A 25,898-nucleotide genomic window follows, 5' to 3' on the forward strand; every position below is an offset into this window, starting at 1 on the left:
AACACCCCCGGGTTCATGCCAGGAATCGCCGGAATGTTCGGGAGAGGGGCGGTGCGGGCCATGACGGCAACGCTGCCAGAGGTCGGTTCTGACCGTCAACCTCGCCTCAGCCCCCCGTCGGGCGCTCCAGGTGCCCGCCGAACTTGTGCCGCATCGCGGAGAGGACCTTCTCGGCGAAGGTGTGATCGTGGCGTGAGCGGAAGCGCGCGTAGAGCGCCGAGGACAGCACCTCTGCGGGGACGGCCTCCTCGATCGCCGCCATCACGGTCCAGCGGCCCTCGCCGGAGTCCTGCACGAAGCCGCTGTACCCGGCGAGCTCCGGGCTCTCGGCGAGGGCGATCGCGGTGAGGTCGAGCAGCCACGACCCCACCACGCTGCCTCGACGCCACACCTCGGCGATCTCGCCGAGGTCGAGCGCGTACCGGTGCTCCTCGGGCAGGCGCTCCGTCGCCGCGTTCTTGAGGATGTCGAACCCCTCCGCGTAGGCCTGCATGAGGCCGTACTCGATGCCGTTGTGGACCATCTTCACGAAGTGCCCGGCGCCGACCGGGCCGCAGTGCAGGTAGCCCTCCTCCGACGTGCTGTGCGCGCCGCCCTGGGCCTCCTGCCTGCCCGGCGTGCGCGGGATGTCCCCCGGCCCCGGCGCGAGCGTGCGCAGGATCGGCTGCACCAGGGCGAACGCCTCGGGGGCGCCGCCCACCATGAGGCAGTAGCCGCGGTCGATCCCCCACACGCCGCCGCTCGTGCCGACGTCGACGTAGCGGATGCCCTTCGGGGCGAGCGCCCTGGCGCGGCGGACGTCGTCCTTGAAGTAGGTGTTGCCCCCGTCGATGATCACGTCGCCGGCGCCGAGCTGCTCGCCGAGCTCCTCCACGACGCGCTCGGTCGGCGCGCCCGCGGGCAGCATGACCCAGACCACGCGCGGCGACGCGAGCTGCGCCACCGCGCCGCCCAGGGAGGAGGCCGTCGCCGCGCCCTCCTCGCCGAGCCGCTTCACGCTGTCCTGGTTCAGATCGAACGCGACGACCTCGTGGCCGCCGCGCATGAGCCGGCGCGCCATGTTGGCGCCCATCCTGCCGAGTCCGATCATCGCGAGCTTCATCCGTCATGCTCCTGTGTGGGATCGCGGGCGTATCACAGCGCGCGGCGCGCGGCGCGCCGCCTTCACCGCTCCGGCCCGGGCGCTCCTCCGGCTGCGGCGGCTACCGGCGCGCCGGCTGTGCCTGCTGCCGGATCGCGCCCACCGCGTGCTCGAGCGCGCTCTTCAGCGTGCTGAACACCGGGATCCCGTCGAGGCTGCCGCCGGACTCCAGGATGCGCCCGACCATCGCCGTCGGGACGCCGGAGACGATGCACCGGCTGCCGAGCAGCCTCGTCGCCGCGAAGATCCGCAGCAGGTGATCGATGGTCGAGGTGTCCGCCGCCTGCGCGCCGGTGAGGTCCACGATCATGAAGCGGGCGCCGTGCCGGACGACCGCGTCGAGCACCTCTTCCATCATGCGGGCCGCCCTCGCGCTGTCGAGCGTGCCGATCACGGGCAGCGTGAGCACGCCGTCCCACACCTGGATGATCGGCGTCGACATCTCGAGCATCGCCTCGTGCGCCGCGCGGACCCGGTCGAGCTGCAGGCGCAGCTCGATCTGGACCCGCTCGAGCTCGTCGTTCTGCTCGCGCAGCTGCGCGCTCGCGGCGGCGAGGTCGAGCGAGTTCTTGAGCGTCGTGTACGTGGCCCCGACGTACAGCGCGTACGTGGTCGCGCTCGCCAGCGCCTTCCGGTCGATCTGGCGCTGGTCTCCCAGGGCGAAGAGCATCGTGCCGATGGTCTTCTTGTAGACCTGGATCGGCACATGGAAGACGACGTCGGGGTCCTCCGCGAGGAGCCATGCGCGCGCGCGATCCGCCTCGCGCGCCTCGTCCCACGGCCCCCTGAACCAGGCGGGGCGCTGCGCCTCCAGCGCCGCGACCATCCAGGCGTCCACGACGACGCCGCCGCCCTCGGGCGCCCCGTACTCGAAGGTGCCGCGCTCGTACCTCGCCGCGATCCTGGCGCCGCCGCCATCTTTGGCGAGGACGACACAGAGCCGCTGGGACGGGACGATCCAGCGCGCGCTCGCGCAGACCTCTTCCCACAGCGACCGCAGGTCCGGCTGGTTGGCGAGCTTGAGGAGGATCTCGTTCAGGACGCCGAGGACGATCCATCCGCCGCCGGCTTCGGGGGGCTGGCCAGGCTCTGGCGTCAGCATCAGCGATCGGCGTCGAGCGGGCGGCCCGCGGCGTAGGTCCGTGGCTCGATGGCGCGCGCGCAGGCCGCTGTCATGACGCTCTCCCCGGGTCGCTTCCGCGCCGTCGTCGACGCGAGCATCGGGCTCGGGACCAGATCGAATCTCGGCACGGTGAACACTCCTCGCGCTCAGCGCGCAGCCGCATCCTACCGCGCAATCCGCCCGCGGTGGAGGGGCTCTTGCCCGAGGCGGGCTGCCGTGGGGCTGCCGCCCGGGGGAACGCGCTCGGTGCTCCTGCGTGCTACCGCTAGGTCATGAAGATCAAGGCACGCGACGGCAAGGTCTACGAGGTTGCCCCTGCTCCGCCCGGCGGGAGCCACGAGGTGCGGCTCGACGGCAAGGTGGTCGGCTCGTTCGTGCTCCTGCCGGACGAGACGCAGGTCACGGTGAAGAGCAAGCCTGCCACCGACGCGCTCCTCGTGGACATCGCCGATCGGTTCGTCGCCGAGGGCGGCGCGCCCATGGGGATCAGCTGAGCCGTCACGGCGCGCCCGCGAGCCTCACCTCACGGAGGACCTCTGCCGGGGTGAAGCAGGCGACCGCGGGCGACGCCCCCTTGACGCGCTCCCGCAGGCGCCCCGCGAGCGCCTCGGCGCGGGCCGCGTCCGGAGCGCTCGCGCCCAGCATGCGCTGGCCGCGATGGCTGTACTCGATGAAGCGGTATTTCGAGCCGTCGGCCCACCCCGAGAGCGCGTCACGCGTCACGCGTCGCGGGATAGTCGGCGACTGGGGCTGGACCGAATTCGGCAAGCTCGCTCCGCTCCCCGAGGGCGGGCGGCCTGTCGAGGGCTGGCCGGTTCGGGGCGAGGCGTGGACCGAGGTGGTGCGTGGCCTACGCGCGGTGGTCGAGGGCGTGATGAGCCGGCGGGCGGCTCCGGGAGGACGGAGCGCCTTGGCCGCGGGGCTGCCGCCGGCGGAGCTGTGCATCGGCCGAGGCCCGGTGGTGGACGCCATCGTCGCGGCGCTGGTGCGCGAGCCGCCGGGACGCGTGCTGCTCCTTGGTGCGGCGGGCGTCGGCAAGAGCACGGTCAGCCTGGCGGTCCTGCACCGCCCGGAGGTCGTGGCTCGCTTCGGGGAGCGGCGCTTCTTCGCGCGGCTCGACGCTGCGCCGGATGCCGAGTCTGCAGCCGTCGCGCTGGCCGGCGCGCTGCGCGTCACCTCCGGGCCGGATCGGTGGCAGCGGGCGCTGTCGGTCCTCGCAGCGGGCCCGGCCGTGCTCGTGCTGGACAACCTGGAGACGCCCTGGGATGGCGACGACCGGTCCGGGACCGAGGCGTTGCTCGCGGAGCTTGCGGCCGTGCCGGGCCTGTCGCTTGTGGCGTCGGTGCGCGGCGCGGGCCGGCCGGGTCACGTGACCTGGAGCTCGCCCGTCGAGCTCCGGCCGCTGGGGCGGGCCGAGGCGGAGGCGGTGTTCTGCGCGATCGCGGGCGAGGAGCACCGGGGCAAGCCGGCGCTCTCGGCGCTCCTTCCCCTCATGGAGGGCATCCCGCTGGCGATCACGCTGCTGGCACAAGCGGCCCACGGCAACGATCTGGTCAACCTGAAGGAGGAGTGGGAGGCGCGCCGGACGGCGGTGCTGGAGCGCGACGGTGGAGCCCGCGATCGGCTCCGGAGCTGGAAGACCTCGCTCGAGTTGTCGCTCGGATCGCCGCGAATGGCGGCCGGCGCGCGCCGGCTGCTCTCGGTGCTGGCGGTGCTGCCGGACGGCATCGCGCAGCGGGATTTTGCGGTGCTCTTGCCGGGAACAGGGCCGGCGGCGGCGCGGGCGCTGGCGCAGGTAGGGCTGGCTTATTTCGAGGGCGGCCGGCTGAAGATGCTCTCGCCGGTGCGCGAGTACGTGGCGGCGGAGTACCCGCCGGTCGTGGAGGACCTCGCGAGGGCGATGGAGCATTATCGGGAGCTCGCGTGCACGCACGGACCGGTGCCGGGGCGACGCGGCGGCGGCGGCGCGGCTCGCAGCGGAGGGCGCGAACCTGGACGCCATGATCCGGCGCGGGCTGACGGATGCCGACGCGGGTCGATGGATCGACGCGGCCGTGGCCTTGACCAACTTCGCGCGTTTTTCCGGGCATGCGGCTCCATTGCCCTTTGGTCGCGCGCTGGATGTGGCGCAGCGCGCCGGAGACCGGCGGCGAGAGGCGCTGTGCGCCCAGAGCCTTGGCGACATCGCGCTGCCGCGCTCGCGGCACGATGAGGCCACAGCGCGCTATCAGGAAGCGCTGGCGCGGTACCGGCACGTAGGGGATGTGGTCGGCGAGGCGACCTGCATCCGGAGCCTTGGACACGTCGCGCTGGAGCGCTCGCATCACGACGAGGCCACAGCGCGCTACCAGGAAGCGCTGCCGCTCTATCGGCAGGTGGGGTCTTTGCGCGGTGAGGCCGGCTGCATCAAGAGCCTTGGAGATATTGCGCTGGAGCGCTCGCATCACGATGAGGCGAGGGCGCGCTACCAGGAAGCGCTGCCGCTCTACCGGCAGGTAGGGTCATTGCGCGGCGAGGCCGACTGCATCGAGAGCCTTGGAGACATCGCGCAAGCCCACAGCGAAACCAGCGCTGCCCGTGCTCGCTACGAGGAGGCCCTGGCTCTCTACGAGCGCATCCCGGCGCCTTACTCCATCGGCTGGACACATCACCGCCTCGCCGTCCTCGCGCCCGACTCGGCCGCTCGGCGGCGGCACATCGAGGCCGCGTGCAGCGCATGGCGTAGCATCGATCGGAACGATCTGGTCGCCCACCTGGACCAGGACTTCCCCTCCTGAGCTCTCGCGACGCCGCACGGTCCAACCTCGGGCACACCAGCAGGTGAACCGTCGCTTGCAGACCCTGGGAGTGCGCTGCGGCGCGGATACTTGCCCCGCCTGTCCCGTCCGTTAGAGACGCCCCATGGGCTCGACCCGGACGGCCTGGCACGCGCTGTTCGCGGCGCAGCTCGTCCAGCGGGGCCCACGCCGGTTCGAAGTGCGGCGCGAGGTGCCGCTGTCGACCGAGCCGCTGCGCGCCGCCTACCTGCTGCAGCGCGCGGACGCGGGCTCGACCGATCCGGAGGTCGCGCCCGCCTGGTCCGGACCATCCGCGGTCGACCCCGATCAACGGCGGAGAAGGTCCTTCTCCCGCCTGCCTCTCGTCCTGGCCAAATCTGGGCAAACGCCGATGTTGGCCCGGTCGTAACGCTATATCCCAGCCGCCGGTTGCGCGCCAGCGTCCCGGCCGTACCCGCGCGCCCGCCGCTCGCGGCGGAGCGCCGTAAGAAATCGTCAATGCGGCAAGCCGCCTGAACGCCCGCAACGTCCCATCGACACCGGCACCACCACGACCGGCGTCATCACGAATGCGGACGGCGATGGTGTCGAGGCGCTGCCCGGCCGCCCGCCCCCGACAAGTTGACCGCCGGATGCGTAACCCGCGTCGCGTACCCCGCCGTTCACCCCACGGCGCGTATCCCGCTGTTCACGGCGAGTATCCCGCTGTTCACTGCGCACCGTGTACCCCGCTGTTCACTGCGCGTCGTGTACCTCGCTGTTCACCCCACGGCGCGTATCCCGCCGTTCACCCCATGGCGAGTATCCCGCTGTTCACTGCGCACCGTGTACCCCGCTGTTCACTGCGCGACACGCGACACGCGACACGCGACAGATGCACACGCGCGCACCAGCGAACCAAAAACCTCTCAGGGCTATTGTATGTTGTCTAAACTAAGAATATAAGAAGAATCATGCGATACTTCCATACGAGCGCTGCTGGCGCTTGCCTCACTCTTCTCGTGCTCGCAGGGATCCCCGGGACGGCATTCGGGGCACCGACCGCGATCACGTACACCATCAACCACGCCGATTGCGGCGCCGGCGCGTTCTCGCTGTACCTGAATGGGGTCCATCTCGACACGGTCGCGAGCACCAACGGCTGCGATTGCAATTCGGAGACGCTCCAGAGGACGTTCACCGAGCCCGACGTCCTCGCCCTCTACAATCCCGCGGCGTGCAATGATCTCCAGGTCGATGTCGTCGACGGCGGGTCGACGGCCGTCGGCTTCGCCCGCGTGTACGTCGAGGCGACCGAAGGCGCGTCGCTCCTCTGCCTGTACGATGCGGTCTCCGGCCCGATCCCCTGCGCGGATCGCGACGTCTGCGACGGCTACGAGATCGGGCTGTCGTCGCTCTCGAGCGACGACGGCGACCACATCGCGCCGGGCCTGGGCGCGGGTTGCGACAACTGCGCCAACCACGGCAACCCGGACCAGGCCGACGCGGACGGAGACGGGATCGGCGACGCCTGCGATCCGTGTCCGCTCGGCGATACCGACGGCGATACGTTCTGCGATGCGACCGACAACTGCGCCAGCGTCGCCAACTGGGACCAGACCGACAGCGACCTCGACGGGATCGGCGACGCCTGCGACAACTGCCCCGCTGCCGCGAATCCAGACCAGCTCGACAGCGATGCTAACGGCCTCGGGGACGCATGCAAAGACGTGTGCGTCACCCTGCAGCGAGGCGCCTTCGGCGCGGTCGAGGACGCCGATATCTGGGAAGCCTTCCCCCGCTACAGCGACGGCCACATCCCTTACAACTACTCGGGCGACTCCAACGGCGCGCGCAAGCAGGCGCTCTACCGGTTCGGGCTCGACGGCATCCCCGCCGGGGCCACCGTCACGTCGGCAGAGTTCGGCGTCGTCGCCTTCGGATCGAGCGACGAGACCGTCCGTGCTCACCGGATCACCGTGCCGTGGAGCGAAGACAAAGTGACATGGCAGAGCTTCGCCGCGAGCTACGACAAGGCCACCGCGGCGGAGCTCACCTATGTCAGCCCCTATGCCATGAGCGCCGATCTGACCGGGCTCGTCCAGGCGTGGGTCGACGGCACGACACCGAACTACGGCTTCCTCGTCGAGGAAGGGCCGGACGGGCGCACGTCGTACCGCTCGAGCGATCACCCCCTCCAGAGCGACCGCCCCTGGCTCGAGGTCTGTTATCTCGCCCGCTGATCCATTCCGCGCGGCCGCCCCTCCGCCCCATCACCCACATCACACAACCGCTCCTCGGCGCTCTGATCCACGCCGCGCGGCCGCTGCTCCGCACCGTCGTCCGCCGGGTAGGTCTGCCCGAGCGCCGCGGGAGGCGTCGCGTCGAACGCGCGCAGGAGCGGGCGGCGCGCGGCGCTCGGCAGCAGCGCGGAGGCGCGCTCCAGGAGCCCGCTCGAGGTGAGCCCGAGGACCGCGATCATCAGCGCGAACGGCGCCACGCTGAAGACCTGCGTCGGAACCGATGGCAGAGCGCTCTGGCCGAGGCTCGCCGCCGACGAGAGCACGCCGAAGAGGTACGCGCCGAGCGCCGCTCGCACCGGATGGAAGCCGCCGAAGATCACGATCGCCAGCGCGATCCAGCCGTAACCCGCCGTGTGGCGGTGGCTCCATCCCGCCTTGAAATCGAGCGAGTACGCCGCGCCGGCGATGCCCACGAGCGCCCCGCCCACGAGCGTCGCCGCCGTGCGCACCCACGTCACATGCGCGCCGCGCGCGTGCGCCGCCGCCGGCTGCTCGCCCACCGCGCGGACGAGGAGCCCCGCGCGCGTGCGATAAAGGAAGAGCCACGCGCAGGCGACGAGGACGTAGCTGCCATACACCAGGGGATCGCTCTGGAACAGCAGCGGCCCCACGAGCGGCACGTCCCGCAGCACCGGGATCGACGCCGCCGGCACCGTCGGCCCGGGGACGCGCACGTACGGGCCGCCGAGCACCGACGAGAGATCCGCGCAGAGCATCGCCAGGACGAAGCCGACCGCGATCTGGGAGCGGCCGAGGTAGATCCCGCCGATCGCCACGACGAGCGCGACGAGCGCCCCGGTCGCGGCCGCGGCGGCGAAGCCGGCGAGGACGCTCCCGGTCGACAGGGCGGCCGCGAAGCCGACCATCGCCGAGAGCATCATCGCGCCCTCGGCCGAGAGGTTGATGACCCCGGCCCGCTCGGTCAGCGTCTCGCCGACCGCCGCGTAGACGAGCGGCGTCGACGCCGCGAGCGCGGTCGCGAGCAGCGAGAGGAGCTCGGCGCCGCCGTCGCTCATGAGGGCTGCTCCTTCCATCGGAGGCGTCCTTCCATCAGGCCTGCCTCCATCGGCCTCGTCCCTTCGGGCCTCGTGCCATCAGGCCACCTCCGGCCGCCCGCCGCCGCGCGCCGCCCGGGGGGACAGGAGCGCGAACAGGACGAGCGCGCCCTGGAGCACGCCCGACAGCGAGGACTCCAGCCCGAGGGTCATCGGGAGCTCCAGGCTGCCGACGTTGAGCGCGCTGAAGAACAGGGCGATCGGCGCGACGAGCGCGGCGCGCCGCCCGGCGAGCATCACCACGAGCAGCGAGAGGAAGCCGAGGTTGCTCGAGATGCTCGGGATGAGCCGGTGGAACGTGCCGAGCACCTGCAGCGCGCCGGCGACGCCGGCGAGCGCGCCGGAGACCGCGAACGCGAGGAGCACCTGCCGCGCCGCGAGCACGCCGAGCACCTCCGCGGCCGGCGGGCTCAGCCCCACCGCCCGCAGCCGGAGCCCGAGGTGGGTCCGCCCGAGCACGACGGCGGTCCCGAGGAGCGAGAGGACCCCGAGCAGGAGCGCGACGGGGCTGAGATCGGTGCCGCCCAGCGTGGAGAGCCAGAGCGCGCCGTCGAGCGGCTCGGTGCCGGCCATGGACGCGACGCCAGGGCGCTTCCACGGGCCGAAGACGAGGTACAGGACCAGCCCCTGGGCCACGAAGTTCATGCCGAGGCCCGCGAAGATCTCGCTCACCCGGACCCGCGTGTGCAGCGCGCCCGTGAGGGCGCCCCAGAGCACCCCGCCGATCGCGCCCGCGCCGACGCAGAGCGCGACCACGACACCCGCCGGGAGGTGCGGCCACAGGGCGCGCGCCGCGCCCGTGGCGCAGACGGCGCCCAGGACGAGCTGCCCCTCGACGCCGAGGTGGTACAGGCCAGCGCGAAACGTGAAGAGCAGGCCGCTCCCACAGAGGAGCAGCGGCGCCAGCGTGACGAGCACCCGCGCGGCGCGATCCGTGGAGCCGAACGCGCCCTTCCACAGGCCCGCGGCCACCGCCGCCGGCGAGGCGCCGAGGAGCGCGCAGAGGCCCGCCACGAGCGCGAACGCCAGGGCCAGCGGTGCGAGGCGAAGGAGGAGGGATACGGCCCCGCGGCGCACGGCGCGCTCGGCTGGGGCGCTCGGTTCGGAGCTCATCGGTCGGACCCCGCAGGCGCCGGGGGCAGCGCAGGTGCACCAGGCGCCGAGGGCAGGGCGGCGTCGTCGAGCTCGCCTCCGATCATCCGCCCGAGCCGGTCCAGCGTGAGGTCGGCGACGCCGACGGGCGGCGAGACGCGCCCGCCGCTGAACACGAGGATGCGATCGCTGTAGCGCATCAGCTCGTCGAGGTCGGACGACGCGAACAGGAGCGCCGCGCCGGCACGGCACCGCGCGAGGAGCTGCTCCCAGACCCAGCGCGCCGACGCGATGTCGAGCCCCCGGGTCGGCTGCTCCAGGAGGAGCAGCGCGAGGCCCGCGGGGAGGAGCGCGAGCTGGGTGCGCTGCTGGTTGCCGCCGGAGAGCCGCTCGACGGGCGTGTCGGGCCGGCCCCGGATCCGGAGCGCCTCGATCGCCCGCTCGGCGGCGCGCCGGATCTCCCGCGGGCGCAGGAAGAGCCCGGGCCGCGGCGCGCGCAGCGCGACGTGCTCCTCGATGGAGAGGCCCGCGATGAGGCCCTCGCGACGGCGATCGGCGGGCAGGTAGCCCACGCCGGCGCGCAGGAAGGCCGGGTAGGGGCGGCCGGTCAGGTCGGCCCCGCCCACGACGACGCGTCCCCGCCGCGCCCGGAGCAGCCCCGCGCAGGCGCGCAGCAGGAGGCGCTGGCCGCTCCCCTCGAGGCCCGCGAGCCCGATCACCTCGCCGCGGCGGACGGCCAGGTGGGCGATGCGCACGTCGAGCCGGTGATCGCCGAACGCCACGCCCTCGAGGGCGAGCGCCTCGCCGCCGCTCGGCTCCGCGCCGCCGCTCGGCTCGGGCAGGCGCTCCAGGGGCGCGAGCGCCGCGCCGCCGCCCTCCTCGGGGGACCGCTCCTGAGGCGCGAGCGCCTCGCCGAACATCAGCGCGACGAGACGATCGGCACCGGCCGGCATCTCCGCCTTTCCCGCCACCTTGCCGTGCCGCAGCACCGTCACGCGATCACAGAGCGCCTCGACGTCGGAGAGCTTGTGCGACACGAGGACGATCGCCTTGCCGTCCGCCTTGAGCCGCCGCAGCGCGGAGAACAGGGCCTCCTGCTGCGCCCCGGAGATCCCCGTCGTGGGCTCGTCCAGGAGCAGCGCTCGGACGCCCAGCGAGAGGAGCCGCAAGAGCTCGATCTGCTGGCGCTCCCCGAGGGTGAGCCGGGCGACGTGCTCGTCCGGGTCGACGGAGAAGCCGAAGCGCGCCGCGAGCGCGAGCAGCTCCTCGCGCGCCGCGCGCCGGGGGAGGAAGACGCCCGCGGCGCGGCCACGGATTGCGAGCAGCGAGCGCGCACCGCCTTCAACGCCGCGCGCGCGGGGCCGGGCGACGAGGTAGCTCTCCAGGACGGTGAGCGGCGGGAAATCGAGCGGCTCCTGGTGGAGCGCGCCGACGCCGGCGGCGAGCGCGTCCGCAGGGCTCGCGAGCGCCACCGGGCGGCCGTCGAAGAGCAATCGACCCGCGTCCGGGCGGAGGAGCCCGCCCAGGATCCGGAGGAGCGTGCTCTTGCCGGCGCCGTTCTCGCCGAGCAGCCCGTGGACGGCGCCAGCCTGGATCGTCAGCGACACGCCGTCGTTGGCCTTGACCGGGCCGAACCGCTTCGCGACGCGCTCGATCTCGATCCGCATGGGTCACCGCCCGGAGACGGCTACTTGCTCGGCCCGGTGATCCCCCGGACCAGCTGCGGCAGATACCAGATCTGCTGGGGCGTCGCGGCCTCGCCGTCCTTCAGGAACTCGGTGCCGTCCTGGAACTTGAGCGGCCCCTTGAAGAGGTCGAGCCCGTTGGCCAGCTCGATGACGAACGCGCCGAGCGGCGCCTGCGCCTCTCCCAGCGCGGCGCCAGGCCCGAAGCCGACGACCGACGACTCGCCGTTCAGGTCGCGGAAGTCCGGCCCTTGCCAGACGAAATCGCTCGCGTACTTGCCCGCGCGCGCCTTCTCGATCGCGTCGCGGTAGAGCGGCGCCCAGTTGTAGTACGCGACGCCGAGGCAGATCTCCGGCGCCAGGTCGCAGCCGGCCCTGTGGTCGTAATGGACGTACTTGACCTTCTTGCCCGCGCCGCTCGCCTTCTTGGCCTGCAGCGCGGCCTCGGGCGTGTCCAGCCCGGTCATCAGCACGTCGAAGCCGCCGCCGATGAAGTCGTCGGACACCTTGGTGGGGTCGAGGGTGACGCCCGGGATGTTGAACCAGAAGCCGATCCACGTGACCTTGAACGTGAGGTCCTCCGGCTTCTTCTTCTGGTACTTCTCCCAGCAGTACCGCGCGCCGAGGTACGCCGCGGTGACCAGCCGGCGGGTCTCGTCGTTCACGAGCGGGCCGACATACCCGATCTTGCCCGTCTCGGTGCCGAGCGCCGCGGCGCACCCGGCGATGTGCTGGGCCGTCTCGATACGCCCCATGAGGTTGCCCAGGTTCGGCTGGGGCTTGTGGTTCTTGCCCTCCTTCCAGGCGTAATCGCCGGAGATGTGGATGACCGTGACCTCCGGGTGCTTGCGCGCGGTCTCGAGGGCGTCGTCCTTGTAATCGTCGGAGTTGTAAACGACGAACCGCGCGCCCCGGGAGATGAGATCGTCCGCGACCTGGGAACCCTTCACGTTCGGGCGGTCGGACGGGTTCACCTTGTCGACATACTCGAAGCCGACGTCCGGCATCTTGGCGAGCACCGACCGGATGCCGTCGTGATGGGCCTGGTTCCACCCTTTGTCGTTGTAGGGGCCGACAAGCACCATGCCGACCTTGTAGGCGGCGGTCGGCGCCGCGGGCGCAGCGCTCGCCGGCGCCGCGGCGCTGGGGCCGGCGGTCTTCTCCGAGGGCGGGCTCGTGCTCGTCGACGAGCCCTGGCACGCGCCGGCCAGCAGCGACAGCGCGATGGTGAGGGCGGCGGGCGGGCGGGCAGCGGGGCGCGGGACAGCGAGGGCCGCGGGCGACTTCGGCGGGTGAGGTGTCACCGAGGCATCGTGGGCGGGAATGTCGCAGGGTGTCAAGAACCGCCGAGACAGACGACGCCGAGCGCAGGTGTGCTGGGCGTCGTCCGCGTTTCACTGCGGTATCACGATCACGTCTTCGCAGGTGAAGTCGACCCCCAGGGCCGCTTCGGGGTCCGCCTGGATCGTGGCGCACGTGCTGTCGCAGAGCACGATCTGGGTCGGGTTCGCGGCGCTGTCGTAACGCCAGGCGTTCTCGCTCGCGCACTCCTGGTCGTAGGAGAGCGCCGTCGGGTTACCTCCGCCGCTCTGGTACGTCACGCGGACCCGCTGCGCGTCGAAGCTCCGCCCGTCGGGAGCGGGCGGGATCTCGACCGTGCAGGAGACCGAGGCGCCGCGGATCGCGTCGATCGCCGCCTTGAAGGCAGCCGAGGTCGCCCCGGGATTGCCCGTGTCGATCAGGTAGGCTTGCTCCGTCCCGCCCGCGTCGGCGATCTGGTGCAGGTTGTCGAGGTCGTGCGGCGCGCCCTCGATCGGCGGGTTGTCGACGCCGATGACGTACGTCGGGACGCCGTCCTCGAGCGCGCCGGCCGCGGCGTCCGACACGCCCTCGATCCTGTTGGCCTCCGTGCCGCAGCCCGCAGGATAGCCGTCCGTGACGAGGACGATGGCGTACCTGCCGGGCGTGGCCTGCCGCTGGTCTTCGACGTACGAGATCGTCCCCTGCATGACGAACAGCGTCGGCGTGCCGCCGCGCCAGTCGGCGCTGGTGGCCGGGGTGACCGCGGTGATCGCCTCCTCGAAGCGCGCAGAGGGCAGCGGCGTCATCGGGACCTCCGGTCTCTCGTAGGTCTCGGCCGAGCACTTCTCATCGCGGTCCTCGTCGTCGCTCGGAAAGAACCTGAGCGACGCGTTGATGCCCTCGGACAGGGGATCACTGAAGAACTGCTTCGTCGCCGCCACGACGGGATCCCACTTGAGCTCCTTGTCGTACCAGGGCTCGTCGCCCATGCCCATGCTGCCGGACACGTCGAACGCGAAGGCGAGGTACACGGGCTGGAGGTCGGCGCTGGCCGACTGGGTGGCGCACGCCCCACCTTGGCCCGAGGAGCTGCCGTTGCTCGAGGAGCCGCCTTGCCCCGAGGAGCCGCTTGCGCCCGGACCGCCCGATCCGAAATCGCCGCTCGTGCTCTGGGAGCTCCCTTGGCCAGAGCCCCCGCTCCCCGGGCCGCCGCTCTGCGAGCTCCCGTCGCCGTCGCTGGCGCCATTGCCCCCACATCCAACGCCGATCGCACCCACTGTCAGCAACACAATGGCCATCGTGGGCAATCTCATAAGTCGAACCCTCCATGAAGCGCGGCCGGGCGCGTGTCGCCGGCGCCAAAGCCGTCGATTCTGCGTGAGACACCCGGAGCAGACACGGCCGTGAAGCTCGCTCCCGGTGTCCGTCATCCGGGAAGCATAGCTGACCAACATGGCAGCCGGACGACGCACGGATCAGAAATGATGCTTTCCGGCAACGCGGTCCGGCAATGGGTTGCCGCGGCCCAGCATTCCTCGAAGTGTGGTCTCCTCTCTCACCACAGCTCGGTGCGCGACGCCCGGTGTATGGAAGGGGCTGAGAGCGCCGGCTCTGGTGGGCAACGTTGTCGACGAGGCGGACCTTGGCGCCGAACGTGGACGGCGCCGCGCCGGGCTTGGGTCGGGCGCACCCGCGGCCGTGATCGCGGCCTGCGAGCAGCCTGTCTCGTCCGCACGGTTGCAGGATGGGGCACGGACTATGCCTTCCTCCAAGCGGGCGATCTTCATGTCTTCGAGCGACGCAGATCATGATGACGCGCCCGACCTCGAAAGCGCCGCGGATGACAGCAATGCCGTGGCCGTCCGCCCGCCGCCCTCGCGGCCGGCCCCGCCACGCCCGGCCGATCGGGTTCGCGTCGTGCTGCCCCTCTCGCTGACGATCGCTGCGGGGATCGCCGTCGTCCTGCCGGCGACGTTGCCGGCGCCCGCCCGGATCGCGCTCTTCGCCGTGCTGCTGGCGATCATTCTCTGGTCGACCACGTCGCTCGACGTGGCGTACGTCGGGCTCGGCGCGGCGCTGCTGCTCCTCCTGACCGGCGTCAGCCCCCAGGAACGGCTCTTCGACTCCCTCGCGTCCGACGTCATCTGGTTGATGATAGGCGCGTTCATCCTGGGTGGCGCAGTCGAGCAGTCCGGCCTGGCGATGCGGCTGGCGCAGCGCGTGGTCGAGCGCGCTCGCACCGTGCGCGGCCTGTTCTGGTGCTTGACGGCCGTGCTCATCCCGTCGTCGCTCTTCGTCCCGTCGGTCTCCGGCCGTGCCTTGATCGCCATTCCCATCTTCCGCAGCATCTCTTCCATCACGGCGGATCCGCGCATCACCCGTGCCCTCGCGCTGCTGTTCCCCACCGTGATCCTGGTCAGCACCATCGGCTCGCTGGTCGGCGCGGGGTCTCACCTCGTGGCGAACCAGCTGCTGAGCCAGGTCACCGGCCGTCGGCTGTCCTTCGGCGAGTGGATCCTCTACGGGATGCCGTTCGGCATGGTGGCCAGCGGCGCCGCCTGCGCGGTCATCATGGCGCTCTTCCTCGATGGCGAGCGCCGCGGGCGATGCATCCGGGTTCCCCGGCGCCCTCGAGGCTCCTTGTCGCGATCGGAGCGGATCACCCTGGCCGTCGGCGCGACGATGGTCGTGCTCTGGCTCTCGGAGCGGTGGCACGGCTACGAGAGCGCCACGGTCACGCTGGCCGGCGCGCTCGTGCTCACGGCGCCTGGCAGCGCGCTCCGCTGGAAGGAAGGCGTGAAGGCGGTCGACTGGAACCTCCTCCTCTTCGTCGGAGCAGCGCTCGTCCTGGGAGGAGCGCTGATCGACACGGGCGCATCCGGCTGGCTCTTTCAGGCGCTGCTCCGCAACAGCGGTATCGAGAGCGCCAGAGGGCGCCTGTTCTTCGTCGTGGCGGTCGGCGTGATGTCGCTGACGTCCCATCTCTACCTCACCTCCCACGTCGCTCGCATCGTCGCGCTCGGCCCCGTCTTGCTGCAGCTCGCCGCCGATCGCGATCTCGACCCCGCGGCGGTCATCTTCATCGGCACGGTCGGCATCGATTACTGCCTGACGTTCCCGGTGAGCTCCAAGGCGCTCCTGATGTTCCATGGGCTCGACGGAGAGACGTTCCGCCCGGCGGATCTCCTGCTCCTCAGCGCCGTCCTGCTCCCGATCCACCTGGCGTCGATCGCCGTCTTTTACTTCACCTACTGGCGCTGGATGGGGCTCGCGCCATGACGAGCCCCCTGCGCATCCTGATCGCTCCGTCGGGCTTCAAGGAATGCCTGGATGCGGAGCAGGTCGCCGAGGCCATCGCGACGGGCATCCGGCGCGCGCTGCCGGAAGCGCGCCTCCTGAAGGCGCCGCTCACGGACGGCGGCGAGGGCTTCACCCGGGCGCTGGTCAAGGCGACGGGCGGCTCCTTGCACCCCGCGATCGTGACAGGTCCGCTGGGCCAGCCTGTCGCGTCCCATTTCGGCTTCCTCGGCGGCGCCGGACCACGGACGGCGGTGCTCGAGATGGCCGCTGCCGCCGGGCTCCGCCTCGTCCCGCCTCACGCGCGCAACCCGATGGCCACAACGACACGCGGCGTCGGCGAGCTGATCCGCGCCGCGCTCGACGCGGGCGCGGAACGGCTGCTCATCGGCTGCGGCGACTCCGGCACCAACGACGGCGGGGCGGGCATGGCCCAGGCGCTGGGCATCCGCCTGCTGAACGCGGCGGGGATCGAGATCGGAGCGGGAGGAGGAGCGCTGCTGGAGCTCGACCGCATCGATCTCTCGGGCAGGGACTCCCGCATTCCCCGCGTGCAGATCGAGGTGGCGTGCAACTGGCGCAACGTCCTCTGCGGTCCTGGCGGCGTGGCGCGCGTGTTCGGCCCGCAGAAGGGCGCCTCGCCGGAGATGGTCGCGCGGCTGGAGGCGGCCCTGGAGCGCTATGCCGCCATCATCGCGCGCGACGTGGGCGTGGACGTGAGAACCATGGCGGGAGGAGGCGCCTCCGGAGGCCTCGGCGCGGGGCTTCATGCCCTGCTGGAGGCGACGCTCTTGCCTCGCTACGATGTCCTCGTCCGCTACCTGGACCTGGACGGCCTCCTGCGCGACGCCGATCTCGTCGTCACCGCGGAGGGGGGGCTCGACGCCCGGACCTCGCGCGGCAAGATGCCGGCGGAGCTGGCCAGACGCGCAAAGCACTTCAGGCTGCCGGTCATCGCTCTGGCAGGGACCATCGACGAGGATGCGCGCGTGAACTACGCGTGCGGCATCGACTCGTTCTCGTCGATCCTCGAGGCTCCATGCACGCTGTCCGAGGCCATGGATCGTGCACCCTTCCTGATCGCGAACGCGGCCGAGAACGCGCTGCGCTACATCCTCATCGGTCGAGGTCTCCCCGGGCTCCGCAAGGCGCGCGGGCATCCGCGTCCACGCGCGCGGGCGGGCTGACCCGACCTGGGTCGGGTCGGTCCGGTCAAGACACCTCGGCCTCGGCTGGGGCCGGCGGCGCGGGCGCGGCAGAGCGCGCGGGGCGGAGCGGGTGGGTCTCGACGCGCCAGATGCCGTCGTCCGTCAGGCGGATCGCCGCGAACCTGGCGACGCCGTCGAGGTGGCCGTCGGTCTCGTGGCCGAGCGTCGAGGAGGGGTGCGCGTACACGCTGACGCGACCGCCGCTCTTCGAGCGGTAGTGGCCGAAGAACGCGAGGTGCTTGTGCCCGTGGAGCACGAGGGCGCTGTTCTTCTTCGGGTTCTTCTGCTGGTACGCCGCGAGCATCTCGAGGAGGCGCGGGCCATCCATGGCGATCATGAACGTGTCGTTGAGCGAGATCGGCCCCGCGAGGCGCGCCACGTGGTGGTGGAGCAGCACGACGACCGGGCCGGACCCCCGCCGGAGCGCGCGGGCGAGGCGACGCAGCTGAGCGCCGCCGATCTGCCCGATCGCGTTCGACCCCACGAACCGCGACCGGTAACGGTTGGAGTTGAGGCCGAAGATCCGGATTCCGCCCTCGAGATCGAGCCGCCTCGGATACAGGCCGGCGATCGCGCGCAGCCGCCGCCGCGCGCGCTTGCGGGCCGGGACGTGAAGGGGAGGCTGGAAGGGGCCGCGCTCCACGCGGGTGAGCACCTCGATGAAGCGCTGCTCGCGCTCCGCCCGCTTCGTGAGGTACGGGTCAGGCGACGTGCCGAGGTTGATGGCGACATCGTGGTTGCCGGGCACCATGAGCACCTGCGAGGAGGCCGGGATGCCGGAGAGCGCCGCCTCGAGCTCGTCCCACTGCGCCTCTTCCCCGAGATCGGTCATGTCGCCCGTCAGCGCGACGAGCGGCGGCTTCAGGGCGGCGATCTCCGCCACGAGCCGCTGGAGGCGGCCTGTCAGCTCGGCGGTGTCGGGGCGAGGGGCCCCTTCCGGCCACGCGGCGGAGCCCTCCTCGATCTCGTAGGGCTCGCGGCCGCCCGCCGTGATGTGGAGATCGGAGATCTGGCAGAGGACGAGCCGCCCGCCGGGGATCGCGTCGCCAGGATCGGGGAAGAGCGTCGCCGCGCCGCCATACCGCAGGATCACGCGGGTCGCCTCGCCCAGGGCGGACGCGAGCCAGGCATAGAGCGAGAGCCCGAGCGCGAGCGCGGCGAGCGCCGTGCACACGGCCAGGACGAGCGCGGCCCCGCCGCCGACGGAGAGCCTGCCGCCCGCGGGGAACCAGGACGCGAGGAAGGAGAGGAACGACCCGTCCAGCCACGCGGAGAGCCAGGCGGGGACGCCGATCTCGAGGGCGTGCACGGCGAGCCCGCCGGCGCCGCAGGCCGCGGCGAGGAGGACGAGCAGCAGGATCAGGCGATCGCGGACGACGTCGATGACGTCGACGACCTCGCCGAGCCTCCCCCGGAACGACGAGCGGAAGTAGCGGCTCCCGTAGGAGATCTTCTTCCATGTCTCCGGCCGCCACACGCGGCCTTGGCTCGCAACGCTGGAGACGACGAGGGCCGGGGTGATGACCAGCGCGAGCAGGACGAGCACCGGCAAGAGCGCCAGGTAGAGGACTCGGAGGGCCGCCCTTCGCGCCATGCCTCATTTGACGTGCCCCGGGCAGTACCGTCAAGGAGCCGCTCGGGCCGCGCGCGCCCCGAAAGTTGCCGGAATCGATGGATGCTCGTAGCAGTAAGCGCGAGCTCGCGCGCTGATGTCCTGCACCGAGACGCCGATAGAGCCGGCCTGCGCCCTGCGATCACCCGCGTCGAGCGGCCCGCCGCCGGCGCTCTCGACCGGCGCGCGCGCGGCGCCTGCGCGCCGGCGTGGCAGGGCCGCGGCCCTCGTCGCCGCGGGCGCTGCCGGCGCGGGGGCGGCCGTGTGGACCAGCGCGGCCGTGGCCGTGTGGACCGGGGCGCCCGCGACGGCGGCGCGCAGCGCGGCGCCGCTCGTGGCGAGCGCGCTGCCGGAGCGCGCGCCGACGGCGCCACCAGAGCGCGTGACGCTCACGGCGGATGACGAGGACGCCGAGCCCGGCACGCTGGAAGAGCAGCGCCTCCGGCTGTTCGCGCGGATGCGGCGCGAGCTCGCGCTCCCCGATGAGGCGATGCGGCAGGTCGAGGCGATCTTCGCGGCGTCGACGGTGCTCGGCCAGGGCAACCCCTCGCTGACGCGGCACCCGATGTCACGATCCGAGTGCCGTCGCACTCGAGCGCTCTCGGGCATCGAGCCGGCGCGCGAGCCGGCCTGCGGCGCGCCGGGGATGGTGCCGCTCTTCGATCCCACGCGCGGTCAGACCGCGGCGGACGCCCCCGCGTGCATCGATCAGCTCGAGTTCCCGAACGTGCCCTGCGAGTACCCCGTGGTGCACGTCCGGGCCCGCGAGGCGGCGCTCCTGTGCAGGGCGGTAGGGAAACGGATCTGCGACGCGCACGAGTGGGAGGGGGCGTGCGCCGGCGCCCTCCGGGATCCGGACGTCGAGTACGAATGGGCGCGCCCCCGGAACGAGGCGAGCTGGCACCACAACCTCCTGCGCGAGAAGGTGTGGAGCTACGGCCCCGCGAAGAACCACGCGCTCTGCGGGACGGGGAGCTCCCGCACGCCGGGCTGTCCAGGCGGCGGGTGGGACCGCTGCGGCTCCAACACGTATCCGGCCGGCGCGTTCCCCGCATGCCGGAGCAGCCTCGGTGTCTTCGATCTGCACGGCAACGTGGCCGAGCACATGAGCCTGCCCATCCTGCCCGAGGAGCTCGCGCGGCACGGCGATCGTGGCTTCACCGAGATGAAGGGCAGCTGGTTCGCGTTCTCGTCGATGGAGGTCCACGCCGACGACTGCCGCTTTCGCGCCCCCGACTGGCACGCGACGCGCCTCATGAGCAGGGGCAGCCACGCGAACTACCACCTTGGATTCCGCTGCTGCACGGACATCACGCCGCCGGACGGCGCCGAGCGAGACGAGGGCGTCGACCACCAGGGCGCCAGGTGAATCCATCCACATAGATTTGACCACATGAGCCCACGTGCGCGCATCGGGTGGTCCATTGGCGCAGGATCTCGCCGACGCGGCTCGTTTCGAGCGCCCGCCGCGAAGTTGCGGTGGCGGAGGCAGACGATTACGGCCCGAGGCGATTGATTCGTGTCGTGCCTCCGTTGGGGCACAAACGGCGCAGCCTGAGCACGTCAGGCGCAGAGGGTCCGACGTCGCGAGCGGGTTGCGGCCCGGTCAGACGAGCGGCGGGGAGGCGCCGCGCGCCGTCGCCAGCGGGCCTCGAGCGGGGCTCGACGGCTCTCGTTCACGACGGCCGCGGTGCGGGCGGGAGCGCAGGTGACCTGCTCGAAAGCCCGCGAGAGAGGCGCTGCGCGCTGCGCGCGGCACCCGGCGCCGAGGCGTTGAGTTCGTCATCTCCAGCATGGGGCGCGCGGCCCGCGCGCGATACGCCCTCCGATCGGGGGCCGTCCCGCCGGTCTCCGCGTTGAGAACCCGGAAAACCAAGGCCGGCGTCGATCCAGAGAATGCCTTTTTGCGGACGCGCCAAGGCCGGTGACACGAGCTCGCAGCGGCAGTGTCTGCACACGAGGGCTGAGGCACACACCCTGCTCTTCGATGAGCCCAAGGTGGCTCGGACCTTCCGGCCATCACGGGATATTGAGGAGGACAACACATGCTCTCGATTCATGGCAAGGTGCTGGGGCTCGCGATGGTGATGGCGGCGCTGGGCACGGGGTGCGCCATCGATGCAGCGGACGACGCGGATCTCGACGAGGCCGGCGTCGACGAGGTCGAGCTGGTCGATTCGACCGCCGAGGCGCTCGAGGCCGGCGCGTCTGCGAGGGGCGGGTATCAGGAGCCGTACGGTGGCAAGGGCGGGCCCATCGGCGCGCAGGGCCCCATGGACCTCGGCCAGGCGCCGGTCGGCGTGCAGGGACCGGCGAGCCCCGGCCTGCAGGCGCCGATCGGCCAGATGGGGCAGGGGCCTGTCGGCCAGGGGCCTGTCGGCCAGGGACCCGCGGGCGTGCCGGGCGTCGGTGGCGTGCCGGGTGTGGGCGGGATGCCGTTCGGCGGCTTCGGCGGCTTCGGCGGCTTCGGCGGCTTCGGCGTGCCCGCCGCGATCATCTCGTCGAGTTGCACCACGTTCGTTCCCGACTGCTTCCCGTGCAACCCGTGCAACAACTTCGCTCCCCCCTGCTGCTGCAACCGGCCGCCGCACAACCCCTGCAATCCGGGCATCGGCGGCCCGTTCAACGGCGGGTTCTCGGCCGGCCCCTGCGGTGGCGGGTTCGCGCCGGGCTCCTTCGGTGGCGGGTTTGCGGGCAGCCCCTGCGGTGGCGGTAGCGGGTTTGCGGGCAGCCCCTGCGGTGGCGGTGGCGGGTTCTCGGGGGGCTGCTGCGGTGGCGGGGGGAGCTGCGGCGGCAACAACAGCGGGCTCGGCTGGTAACTACGGGGCCTCGGGCCTCGGCCGCTAGCGCCGGCCGCTGAGAGGGCGCGGGGCTCGGAGGAAACAAGCCCGGCGCCGCGCGCAGGCCGCCACGGGAGAGCGTGAGTCGCTCGCGCTCGATGGCCGATCTCGGGTCGGCCCATCGTCGCCGCTCTCCCGCGCGAGCTCCGCCAGCGCCGCCTCGGGCTCACCACCCCGACGGCCAGCGGACGGCGGGGACGTGACGGCAGCGCTCGAACGGCTGCAATGGCAGAGGCTGGGCCCGCGCCGGCGGGGGCGACCCATGTGAGGTGAGGTCGTCGCCGCCAGCGCGGGTCGCGGACGCAGGGGGGACGGCGCCACGCGACCGTGCCCCCGCGGCTCGCGCGGGATGGCGGGATGGTGGATGGCCGGCGATGATGGTGAGGTGAGACGCGTTGCGCCGCGGGAGCGCGACGCGGCCCGCGAAATTGCTCGAGATTACACCCGAGTCCAGCGAGTCCGCGCCGGCGGCATGCGCCGCCTTCACGGGCGTTGCTACGCCGCGAGCAATCCCTTAGAGTGGCGCTAACGCTGTGATCGGCACGATCATCGACGGCAAATATCAGATTCGCAAGCTCCTCGGCGAGGGCGCCATGGGCTCGGTCTACGAGGCCGAGCACACGGGGACCGGCCGGCGCTGCGCCGTGAAGGTGATCAGCTCGGCGGATCTCACCCGCGACCCGAAGGTCGTGAGCCGCTTCCAGCGCGAGGCGCGCGCGGCAGGCGCGATCGACACACAGCACATCACCCAGGTGCTCGACGCCGGCGTCGATCGCGGCTCGAACCTGCCGTTCCTCGCGATGGAGTTCCTCGCGGGCGAGGACGTCCACGAGCTCATCAAGCGCGTCGGACCGCTCGCGCCCGACCTCGCGCTGCGCATCGTCGCGCAGTCGTGCATCGGGCTCCAGAAGGCGCACGAGGCGAGCGTCGTCCACCGCGACATCAAGCCGCACAACCTGTTCCTCGCGCGCCGCGACGCCGGCGAGATCCTCGTCAAGCTGCTCGATTTCGGGATCGCCAAGGTGAAGATGGACCGGGCGAACGAGACCGAGAGCGCCGATCTGACGCGCACCGGGAACCTGATCGGCTCGCCGCTCTACATGTCGCCCGAGCAGGCGCGCGGCCAGAAGGAGATCGACCACCGCACCGACATCTGGTCGCTCGGCGCCGTGCTCTACCAGCTGCTGACCGGGCGGACGCCGTACCATCACATCACCGCGCTCGGTGAGCTGATCATCGCGATCTGCTCGGATCCTCCGCCGCAGGTGCAGGATTTCGCCCCGTGGGTGGCGCCCGAGATCGCGGCGATCGTGCACCGATGCCTCCTGCAAGCCCCCGGGCAGCGCTACCAGAGCGCGCAGGAGATGTTCGGCGCCATCCGGCCGCTCCTTCCGTACGGCTGGGGCATCCACGAGGGCATGCTCGTGCCGCTGCCGGAGGCCGTGCACCGGCAGTCCGCGCCGCGGCTCGCGATGAACGCGCCGCCCGCGAACCAGGGCGGCGCGTACGCCGCGGCCTCGCCGGCGAACCAGAGCGGCGGGTACCCCGCGATCTCGCCGGCGAACCAGAGCGGCGCGTACGCCGCGACCGCGCAGGCGAACCAGAGCGGCGGGTATCCCGCGGTCCCGCAGGAGCACCGCGGAGGCTACTCGTCGTTCGCGCCGCCCCCGCTCCAGAGCGGGCCGGCGGCGGCGATCATTCCGGCCACCAACCACGCTGGCGCTGCGACGACGGGGGCGCTCACGCAGTCGCACCGCGGCACGCAGCCCGGCGTGCCGCGGGTGCCGGTGGTGGCCGGCGCCGCGCTCGCCGCCGCGGTCATCGCGGCCGGCGTGTACTTCATCAGCCGGCCGTCGCCGGAGCCGGTCGTGCAGCCGGAGGCGAAGACGACCGTCGAGACGCTCCCGCCTGCGGCGGCCACGCCGACGTCGACCGGCCCGGCCCCGACGCCGCCGCCGGCCGCGACGCCGGAGGTGGTCGCGGCGGTCGAGCCGCAGCCGAAGCGCGTCCAGGTCGTCATCCTGCCCGCCGACGCCTCGGTCGAGGTCGAGGGCAAGCGCGTGACGACACGCAACGGGATCCTCGATATCACCGGGCCGCCCGGGAGCGTGCACAGGGTGCGCGTCTTCAAGAAGGGGGGAGGCGAGGCGATGGCCGACGTCGTGGTGACCGACACCGGCGCGTTGCCGCCGAAGGTCGAGCTCACGCCGACGTCGGGGAAGGGCGGTCCTGCGACGTCGGCGAAGAGCGCCTCGACCGCGCCGCCGGCGCCGCCGCCCGCGCCCACGACCCCCAAGGGGATCATCGACAACACCGACGAGTTCGGAAAGTAGCAGCGGAACGACAGGCTGAGTACGGTGCTCGATCGAATGGATCTGCGTACGCGGCGCGGCGGCTCTCGTCCTCTCTCTCTCTCTCGGCGTCCCCGCGCAGCGCCGCGGCTGCGCGCGCTCTCGGCCGCGGTCGCGGTCGCGGTCGCCGCCGGACCGGCGCTCGCGCAGCCGGCGCCGCCGGCCACGGACGCCGCCGCGCCGGTCAAGGAGGGCGCCGCGCCCGCCGCGGAAGCCGGCGCGCCGGCCAGGGAAGGCGCAGCGCCGGCCACCGGGGCTGCGGTGCCGGCCGAGGAGGCGCCCGTCTCCGAGACGGACCGGCAGGTGGCGCGGCTCCACTTCGAGAAGGGGCTCACGCTGCTGCGCGAGGAGGCGTGGGGCCCTGCGCTCGCGGAGTTCCTCCTCTCGCGCAAGCTCTTCCCGACGCGCGTGGCCACGAACAACGCCGCGATCGCGCTGCGCAAGCTCCAGCGCTACGACGAGGCGCTCGAGATGTTCGAGACCTTCCTCCGCGATTTCACGATGTCGGCCGCCGAGCGCGCGGCCGCGCAGCGGGAGATCGCCGAGCTGCGGGCGCTCGTGGGGACGCTCGACATCACGAACGCGGAGCCCGGGGCGTCCATCGTGGTGAGCGGCGAGGAGCGCGGGCAGTACCCGCCCGTCAAGCCGATCCGCGTGGCGGCGGGCGCGCACGTCATCCGCGTCTTCAAGGAAGGCTACGAGCCGGTGGAGACGCGCGTCGACGTCGCCGGGGGGCAGACCGCCACGGTGAACGCGAAGCTCCGCAGGCTGACCCGCTCCGGCCGGCTGCGCGTGGTGGAGCGCGCCGGCAAGACGGTCGACGTGCTCGTCGACAACGTCGTCGTGGGGCAGACCCCGTGGATCGGCGCGCTGTCGGTCGGCGATCACATGGTGGCGCTGCGCGGCGCGGGGAAGCTCGGGACGCAGCCGACGGCGGCGCCCGTGAAGCCGCAGGAGCTCACGACGCTGTCGCTGCTCGCCGAGGATCTCGACGCGTCGCTGCGGGTCGACCCCACGCCGCCCGGCGCGAGCGTGTGGATCAACTCGGTCAACGTGGGCAACGGCGTCTGGCTCGGCCGGCTCAAGGCCGGCACGCACCGGGTCGAGGTGAAGGCCGACGGGTTCGTCACCGGGACGCGCACGGTGACGCTGCAGAAGGGCCAGCGCCAGAGCCTCGACATGGGGCTCGAGCGCGACGAGGACGCCGATATCTGGCGCAAGCCGCCGAAGATCACGCTCGACGTGAGCGCGTCGTTCCTGCTGGCGCCGACGCTGGGCGGCGAGATCGCGGACGGCTGCGACTCGGGTTGCTCCAGCTCGCTCGGCCTCGGCGGGCTCGGCATGGTCCACGGGGGTTACGAGCTCGGCTCGGGGATCGGCGTCGGGATCGAGCTCGGCGGCCTGTTCGCGGCGCAGCAGCTCGACGAGCGCTCGGCGACGCTCAGGCCGGTCGGCTACCGGGATCCGCTCGACGGCACGGCGAGCGACACGCTCCGCCTGGGCGGCTTCCTTGCCGGCGCGACGTTCGGATACCACTTCGGCGAGCGCTTCCCGGCGCTGCTCCGGCTGGGCGCGGGGGTGCTCGTCGGCGAGGTCCGCGATGAGCGGACCGGCAGGTTCAGGACGACGGGCGGGGAGTGGTTCAACACGTTCCCGGTGGTCGATTTCGCCTCGGCGACCTACTTCTACGCGGATCCTGAGGTGCGGCTCGGCCTGCGGCTCGGAGAGCGGTGGGAGGTGTCCGGCAGCCTGAAGCTGCTGCTGCTGATCGGCCTCAGCAAGCCGAAGTGGGACAGGACGATCGAGCTGTCGGCGTCGACGGACGGGATCGGCACCTACGAGCCGGAGTCGCTCATGGGGGATTTCGTCTTGATGTTCTCGCCTGGGGCGAGCCTGCGTTACCAGTTCTGACGAGACCCGCGCTGACGCGTCGGTCCACGGTGCGCGGCCGCGACGCGACGCGCGCCGTTGCATGCGTCTTGATCGTCTACAGCGGTTTCCGCCCCCCTCTGCGCCATCCAGAGCCGCAGCAGAGCGGCGGTCTCCCGCACAGGAGACGGGCCCAGATCGGCGTTTTCGGCGCGCAAGCGCACTCCGGTGCGCTGAGCACCGAAAACGCCGAGGTGGGCCCGT

At 72.2% G+C, this 25,898-nt stretch carries 21 protein-coding genes and 1 pseudogene; 11 read left to right on the forward strand and 11 right to left on the reverse strand.

All coding sequences use genetic code 11. The annotated features are described in order from the left end of the window. Nucleotides 1–106: 106 nt before the first annotated feature. The 3 genes from gnd to WMF39_RS19790 all read right to left on the reverse strand — a co-directional run bounded on the left by gnd (nucleotide 107) and on the right by WMF39_RS19790 (nucleotide 2,392). Complete coding sequence (gnd, locus tag WMF39_RS19780; protein ID WP_437747046.1) at nucleotides 107–1,102, reverse strand: phosphogluconate dehydrogenase (NAD(+)-dependent, decarboxylating); 996 nt, start codon at nucleotides 1,100–1,102, stop codon at nucleotides 107–109. A gap of 100 nt (nucleotides 1,103–1,202) precedes the next feature. Further along, a complete protein-coding gene (locus tag WMF39_RS19785; protein ID WP_437747047.1) occupies nucleotides 1,203–2,243 on the reverse strand; it encodes an STAS domain-containing protein in 1,041 nt (346 codons plus the stop codon). Then, nucleotides 2,243–2,392, reverse strand: coding sequence for a hypothetical protein (locus WMF39_RS19790; protein WP_437747048.1), 150 nt, complete (start codon nucleotides 2,390–2,392; stop codon nucleotides 2,243–2,245). Before WMF39_RS19790 ends, WMF39_RS19785 begins: the two co-directional genes overlap by 1 nt. A gap of 144 nt (nucleotides 2,393–2,536) precedes the next feature. Here WMF39_RS19790 and WMF39_RS19795 point away from each other — a divergent pair, with 144 nt between their 5' ends. After that, nucleotides 2,537–2,758: a hypothetical protein gene (locus tag WMF39_RS19795; protein WP_012236178.1), complete on the forward strand. Its 222-nt coding sequence runs from the start codon at nucleotides 2,537–2,539 to the stop codon at nucleotides 2,756–2,758. Between the two features lie 4 nt (nucleotides 2,759–2,762). Here WMF39_RS19795 and WMF39_RS19800 read toward each other — a convergent pair whose 3' ends face one another. Continuing rightward, on the reverse strand, nucleotides 2,763–2,987 hold the full coding sequence (locus WMF39_RS19800; RefSeq protein WP_437747049.1) for a hypothetical protein: 225 nt from the start codon (nucleotides 2,985–2,987) through the stop codon (nucleotides 2,763–2,765). A gap of 118 nt (nucleotides 2,988–3,105) precedes the next feature. Here WMF39_RS19800 and WMF39_RS19805 point away from each other — a divergent pair, with 118 nt between their 5' ends. From WMF39_RS19805 to WMF39_RS19820, 4 genes are all read left to right on the forward strand, one after another. Beyond that, entirely contained in the window at nucleotides 3,106–4,476 is a 1,371-nt protein-coding gene (locus tag WMF39_RS19805; protein ID WP_437747050.1) for a hypothetical protein, read from the forward strand. After that, a complete protein-coding gene (locus tag WMF39_RS19810) occupies nucleotides 4,388–5,041 on the forward strand; it encodes a tetratricopeptide repeat protein (protein ID WP_437747051.1) in 654 nt (217 codons plus the stop codon). Before WMF39_RS19805 ends, WMF39_RS19810 begins: the two co-directional genes overlap by 89 nt. A gap of 124 nt (nucleotides 5,042–5,165) precedes the next feature. Further along, nucleotides 5,166–5,450: a hypothetical protein gene (locus WMF39_RS19815; RefSeq protein ID WP_437747052.1), complete on the forward strand. Its 285-nt coding sequence runs from the start codon at nucleotides 5,166–5,168 to the stop codon at nucleotides 5,448–5,450. A 544-nt stretch (nucleotides 5,451–5,994) separates the two neighbouring features. Further along, entirely contained in the window at nucleotides 5,995–7,263 is a 1,269-nt protein-coding gene (locus WMF39_RS19820) for a DNRLRE domain-containing protein (RefSeq protein WP_437747053.1), read from the forward strand. Here WMF39_RS19820 and WMF39_RS19825 read toward each other — a convergent pair. From WMF39_RS19825 to WMF39_RS19850, 6 genes and pseudogenes are all read right to left on the reverse strand, one after another. Next, a complete protein-coding gene (locus tag WMF39_RS19825; RefSeq protein ID WP_437747054.1) occupies nucleotides 7,248–8,357 on the reverse strand; it encodes an ABC transporter permease in 1,110 nt (369 codons plus the stop codon). The two genes, WMF39_RS19820 and WMF39_RS19825, sit on opposite strands and share 16 nt — an antisense overlap. Before the next feature lie 60 nt (nucleotides 8,358–8,417). After that, on the reverse strand, nucleotides 8,418–9,491 hold the full coding sequence (locus WMF39_RS19830) for an ABC transporter permease (RefSeq protein ID WP_437747055.1): 1,074 nt from the start codon (nucleotides 9,489–9,491) through the stop codon (nucleotides 8,418–8,420). Next, on the reverse strand, nucleotides 9,488–10,423 hold the full coding sequence (locus WMF39_RS19835) for an ATP-binding cassette domain-containing protein (protein WP_437748002.1): 936 nt from the start codon (nucleotides 10,421–10,423) through the stop codon (nucleotides 9,488–9,490). The genes WMF39_RS19830 and WMF39_RS19835 overlap by 4 nt, the downstream gene beginning before the upstream one ends. A gap of 174 nt (nucleotides 10,424–10,597) precedes the next feature. Next, nucleotides 10,598–11,074 (reverse strand): annotated as a pseudogene (locus WMF39_RS19840) (ATP-binding cassette domain-containing protein); the annotation flags it as partial. An 83-nt stretch (nucleotides 11,075–11,157) separates the two neighbouring features. After that, nucleotides 11,158–12,459 carry a BMP family lipoprotein gene (locus tag WMF39_RS19845; protein ID WP_437747056.1) on the reverse strand — a complete coding sequence of 434 codons (1,302 nt, stop codon included), beginning with the start codon at nucleotides 12,457–12,459 and terminating at the stop codon, nucleotides 11,158–11,160. A gap of 90 nt (nucleotides 12,460–12,549) precedes the next feature. Beyond that, nucleotides 12,550–13,770 carry a vWA domain-containing protein gene (locus tag WMF39_RS19850; protein WP_437747057.1) on the reverse strand — a complete coding sequence of 407 codons (1,221 nt, stop codon included), beginning with the start codon at nucleotides 13,768–13,770 and terminating at the stop codon, nucleotides 12,550–12,552. Between the two features lie 604 nt (nucleotides 13,771–14,374). Here WMF39_RS19850 and WMF39_RS19855 point away from each other — a divergent pair. Further along, entirely contained in the window at nucleotides 14,375–15,736 is a 1,362-nt protein-coding gene (locus WMF39_RS19855) for an SLC13 family permease (protein WP_437747058.1), read from the forward strand. Further along, nucleotides 15,733–16,941 carry a glycerate kinase family protein gene (locus tag WMF39_RS19860; RefSeq protein WP_437747059.1) on the forward strand — a complete coding sequence of 403 codons (1,209 nt, stop codon included), beginning with the start codon at nucleotides 15,733–15,735 and terminating at the stop codon, nucleotides 16,939–16,941. Before WMF39_RS19855 ends, WMF39_RS19860 begins: the two co-directional genes overlap by 4 nt. Nucleotides 16,942–16,966: 25 nt before the next feature. Here the strand turns inward: WMF39_RS19860 and WMF39_RS19865 are convergent, their stop codons facing one another. Further along, nucleotides 16,967–18,556 carry a metallophosphoesterase family protein gene (locus WMF39_RS19865; protein ID WP_437747060.1) on the reverse strand — a complete coding sequence of 530 codons (1,590 nt, stop codon included), beginning with the start codon at nucleotides 18,554–18,556 and terminating at the stop codon, nucleotides 16,967–16,969. Nucleotides 18,557–18,671: 115 nt separating this feature from the next. Here WMF39_RS19865 and WMF39_RS19870 point away from each other — a divergent pair, with 115 nt between their 5' ends. The 4 genes from WMF39_RS19870 (at nucleotide 18,672) to WMF39_RS19885 (ending at nucleotide 25,676) form a co-directional block, all read left to right on the forward strand. Then, complete coding sequence (locus tag WMF39_RS19870) at nucleotides 18,672–19,943, forward strand: SUMF1/EgtB/PvdO family nonheme iron enzyme (RefSeq protein ID WP_437747061.1); 1,272 nt, start codon at nucleotides 18,672–18,674, stop codon at nucleotides 19,941–19,943. Nucleotides 19,944–20,619: 676 nt separating this feature from the next. Beyond that, nucleotides 20,620–21,393, forward strand: coding sequence for a hypothetical protein (locus tag WMF39_RS19875; RefSeq protein WP_437747062.1), 774 nt, complete (start codon nucleotides 20,620–20,622; stop codon nucleotides 21,391–21,393). A gap of 554 nt (nucleotides 21,394–21,947) precedes the next feature. Beyond that, entirely contained in the window at nucleotides 21,948–23,747 is a 1,800-nt protein-coding gene (locus WMF39_RS19880) for a serine/threonine protein kinase (protein ID WP_437747063.1), read from the forward strand. Between the two features lie 36 nt (nucleotides 23,748–23,783). Continuing rightward, complete coding sequence (locus WMF39_RS19885) at nucleotides 23,784–25,676, forward strand: PEGA domain-containing protein (RefSeq protein WP_437747064.1); 1,893 nt, start codon at nucleotides 23,784–23,786, stop codon at nucleotides 25,674–25,676. Nucleotides 25,677–25,898 lie beyond the last annotated feature (222 nt).

Source organism: Sorangium sp. So ce1504 (genome assembly GCF_051521635.1).
GTDB classification, from domain to species: domain Bacteria; phylum Myxococcota_A; class Polyangia; order Polyangiales; family Polyangiaceae; genus Sorangium; species Sorangium cellulosum_B.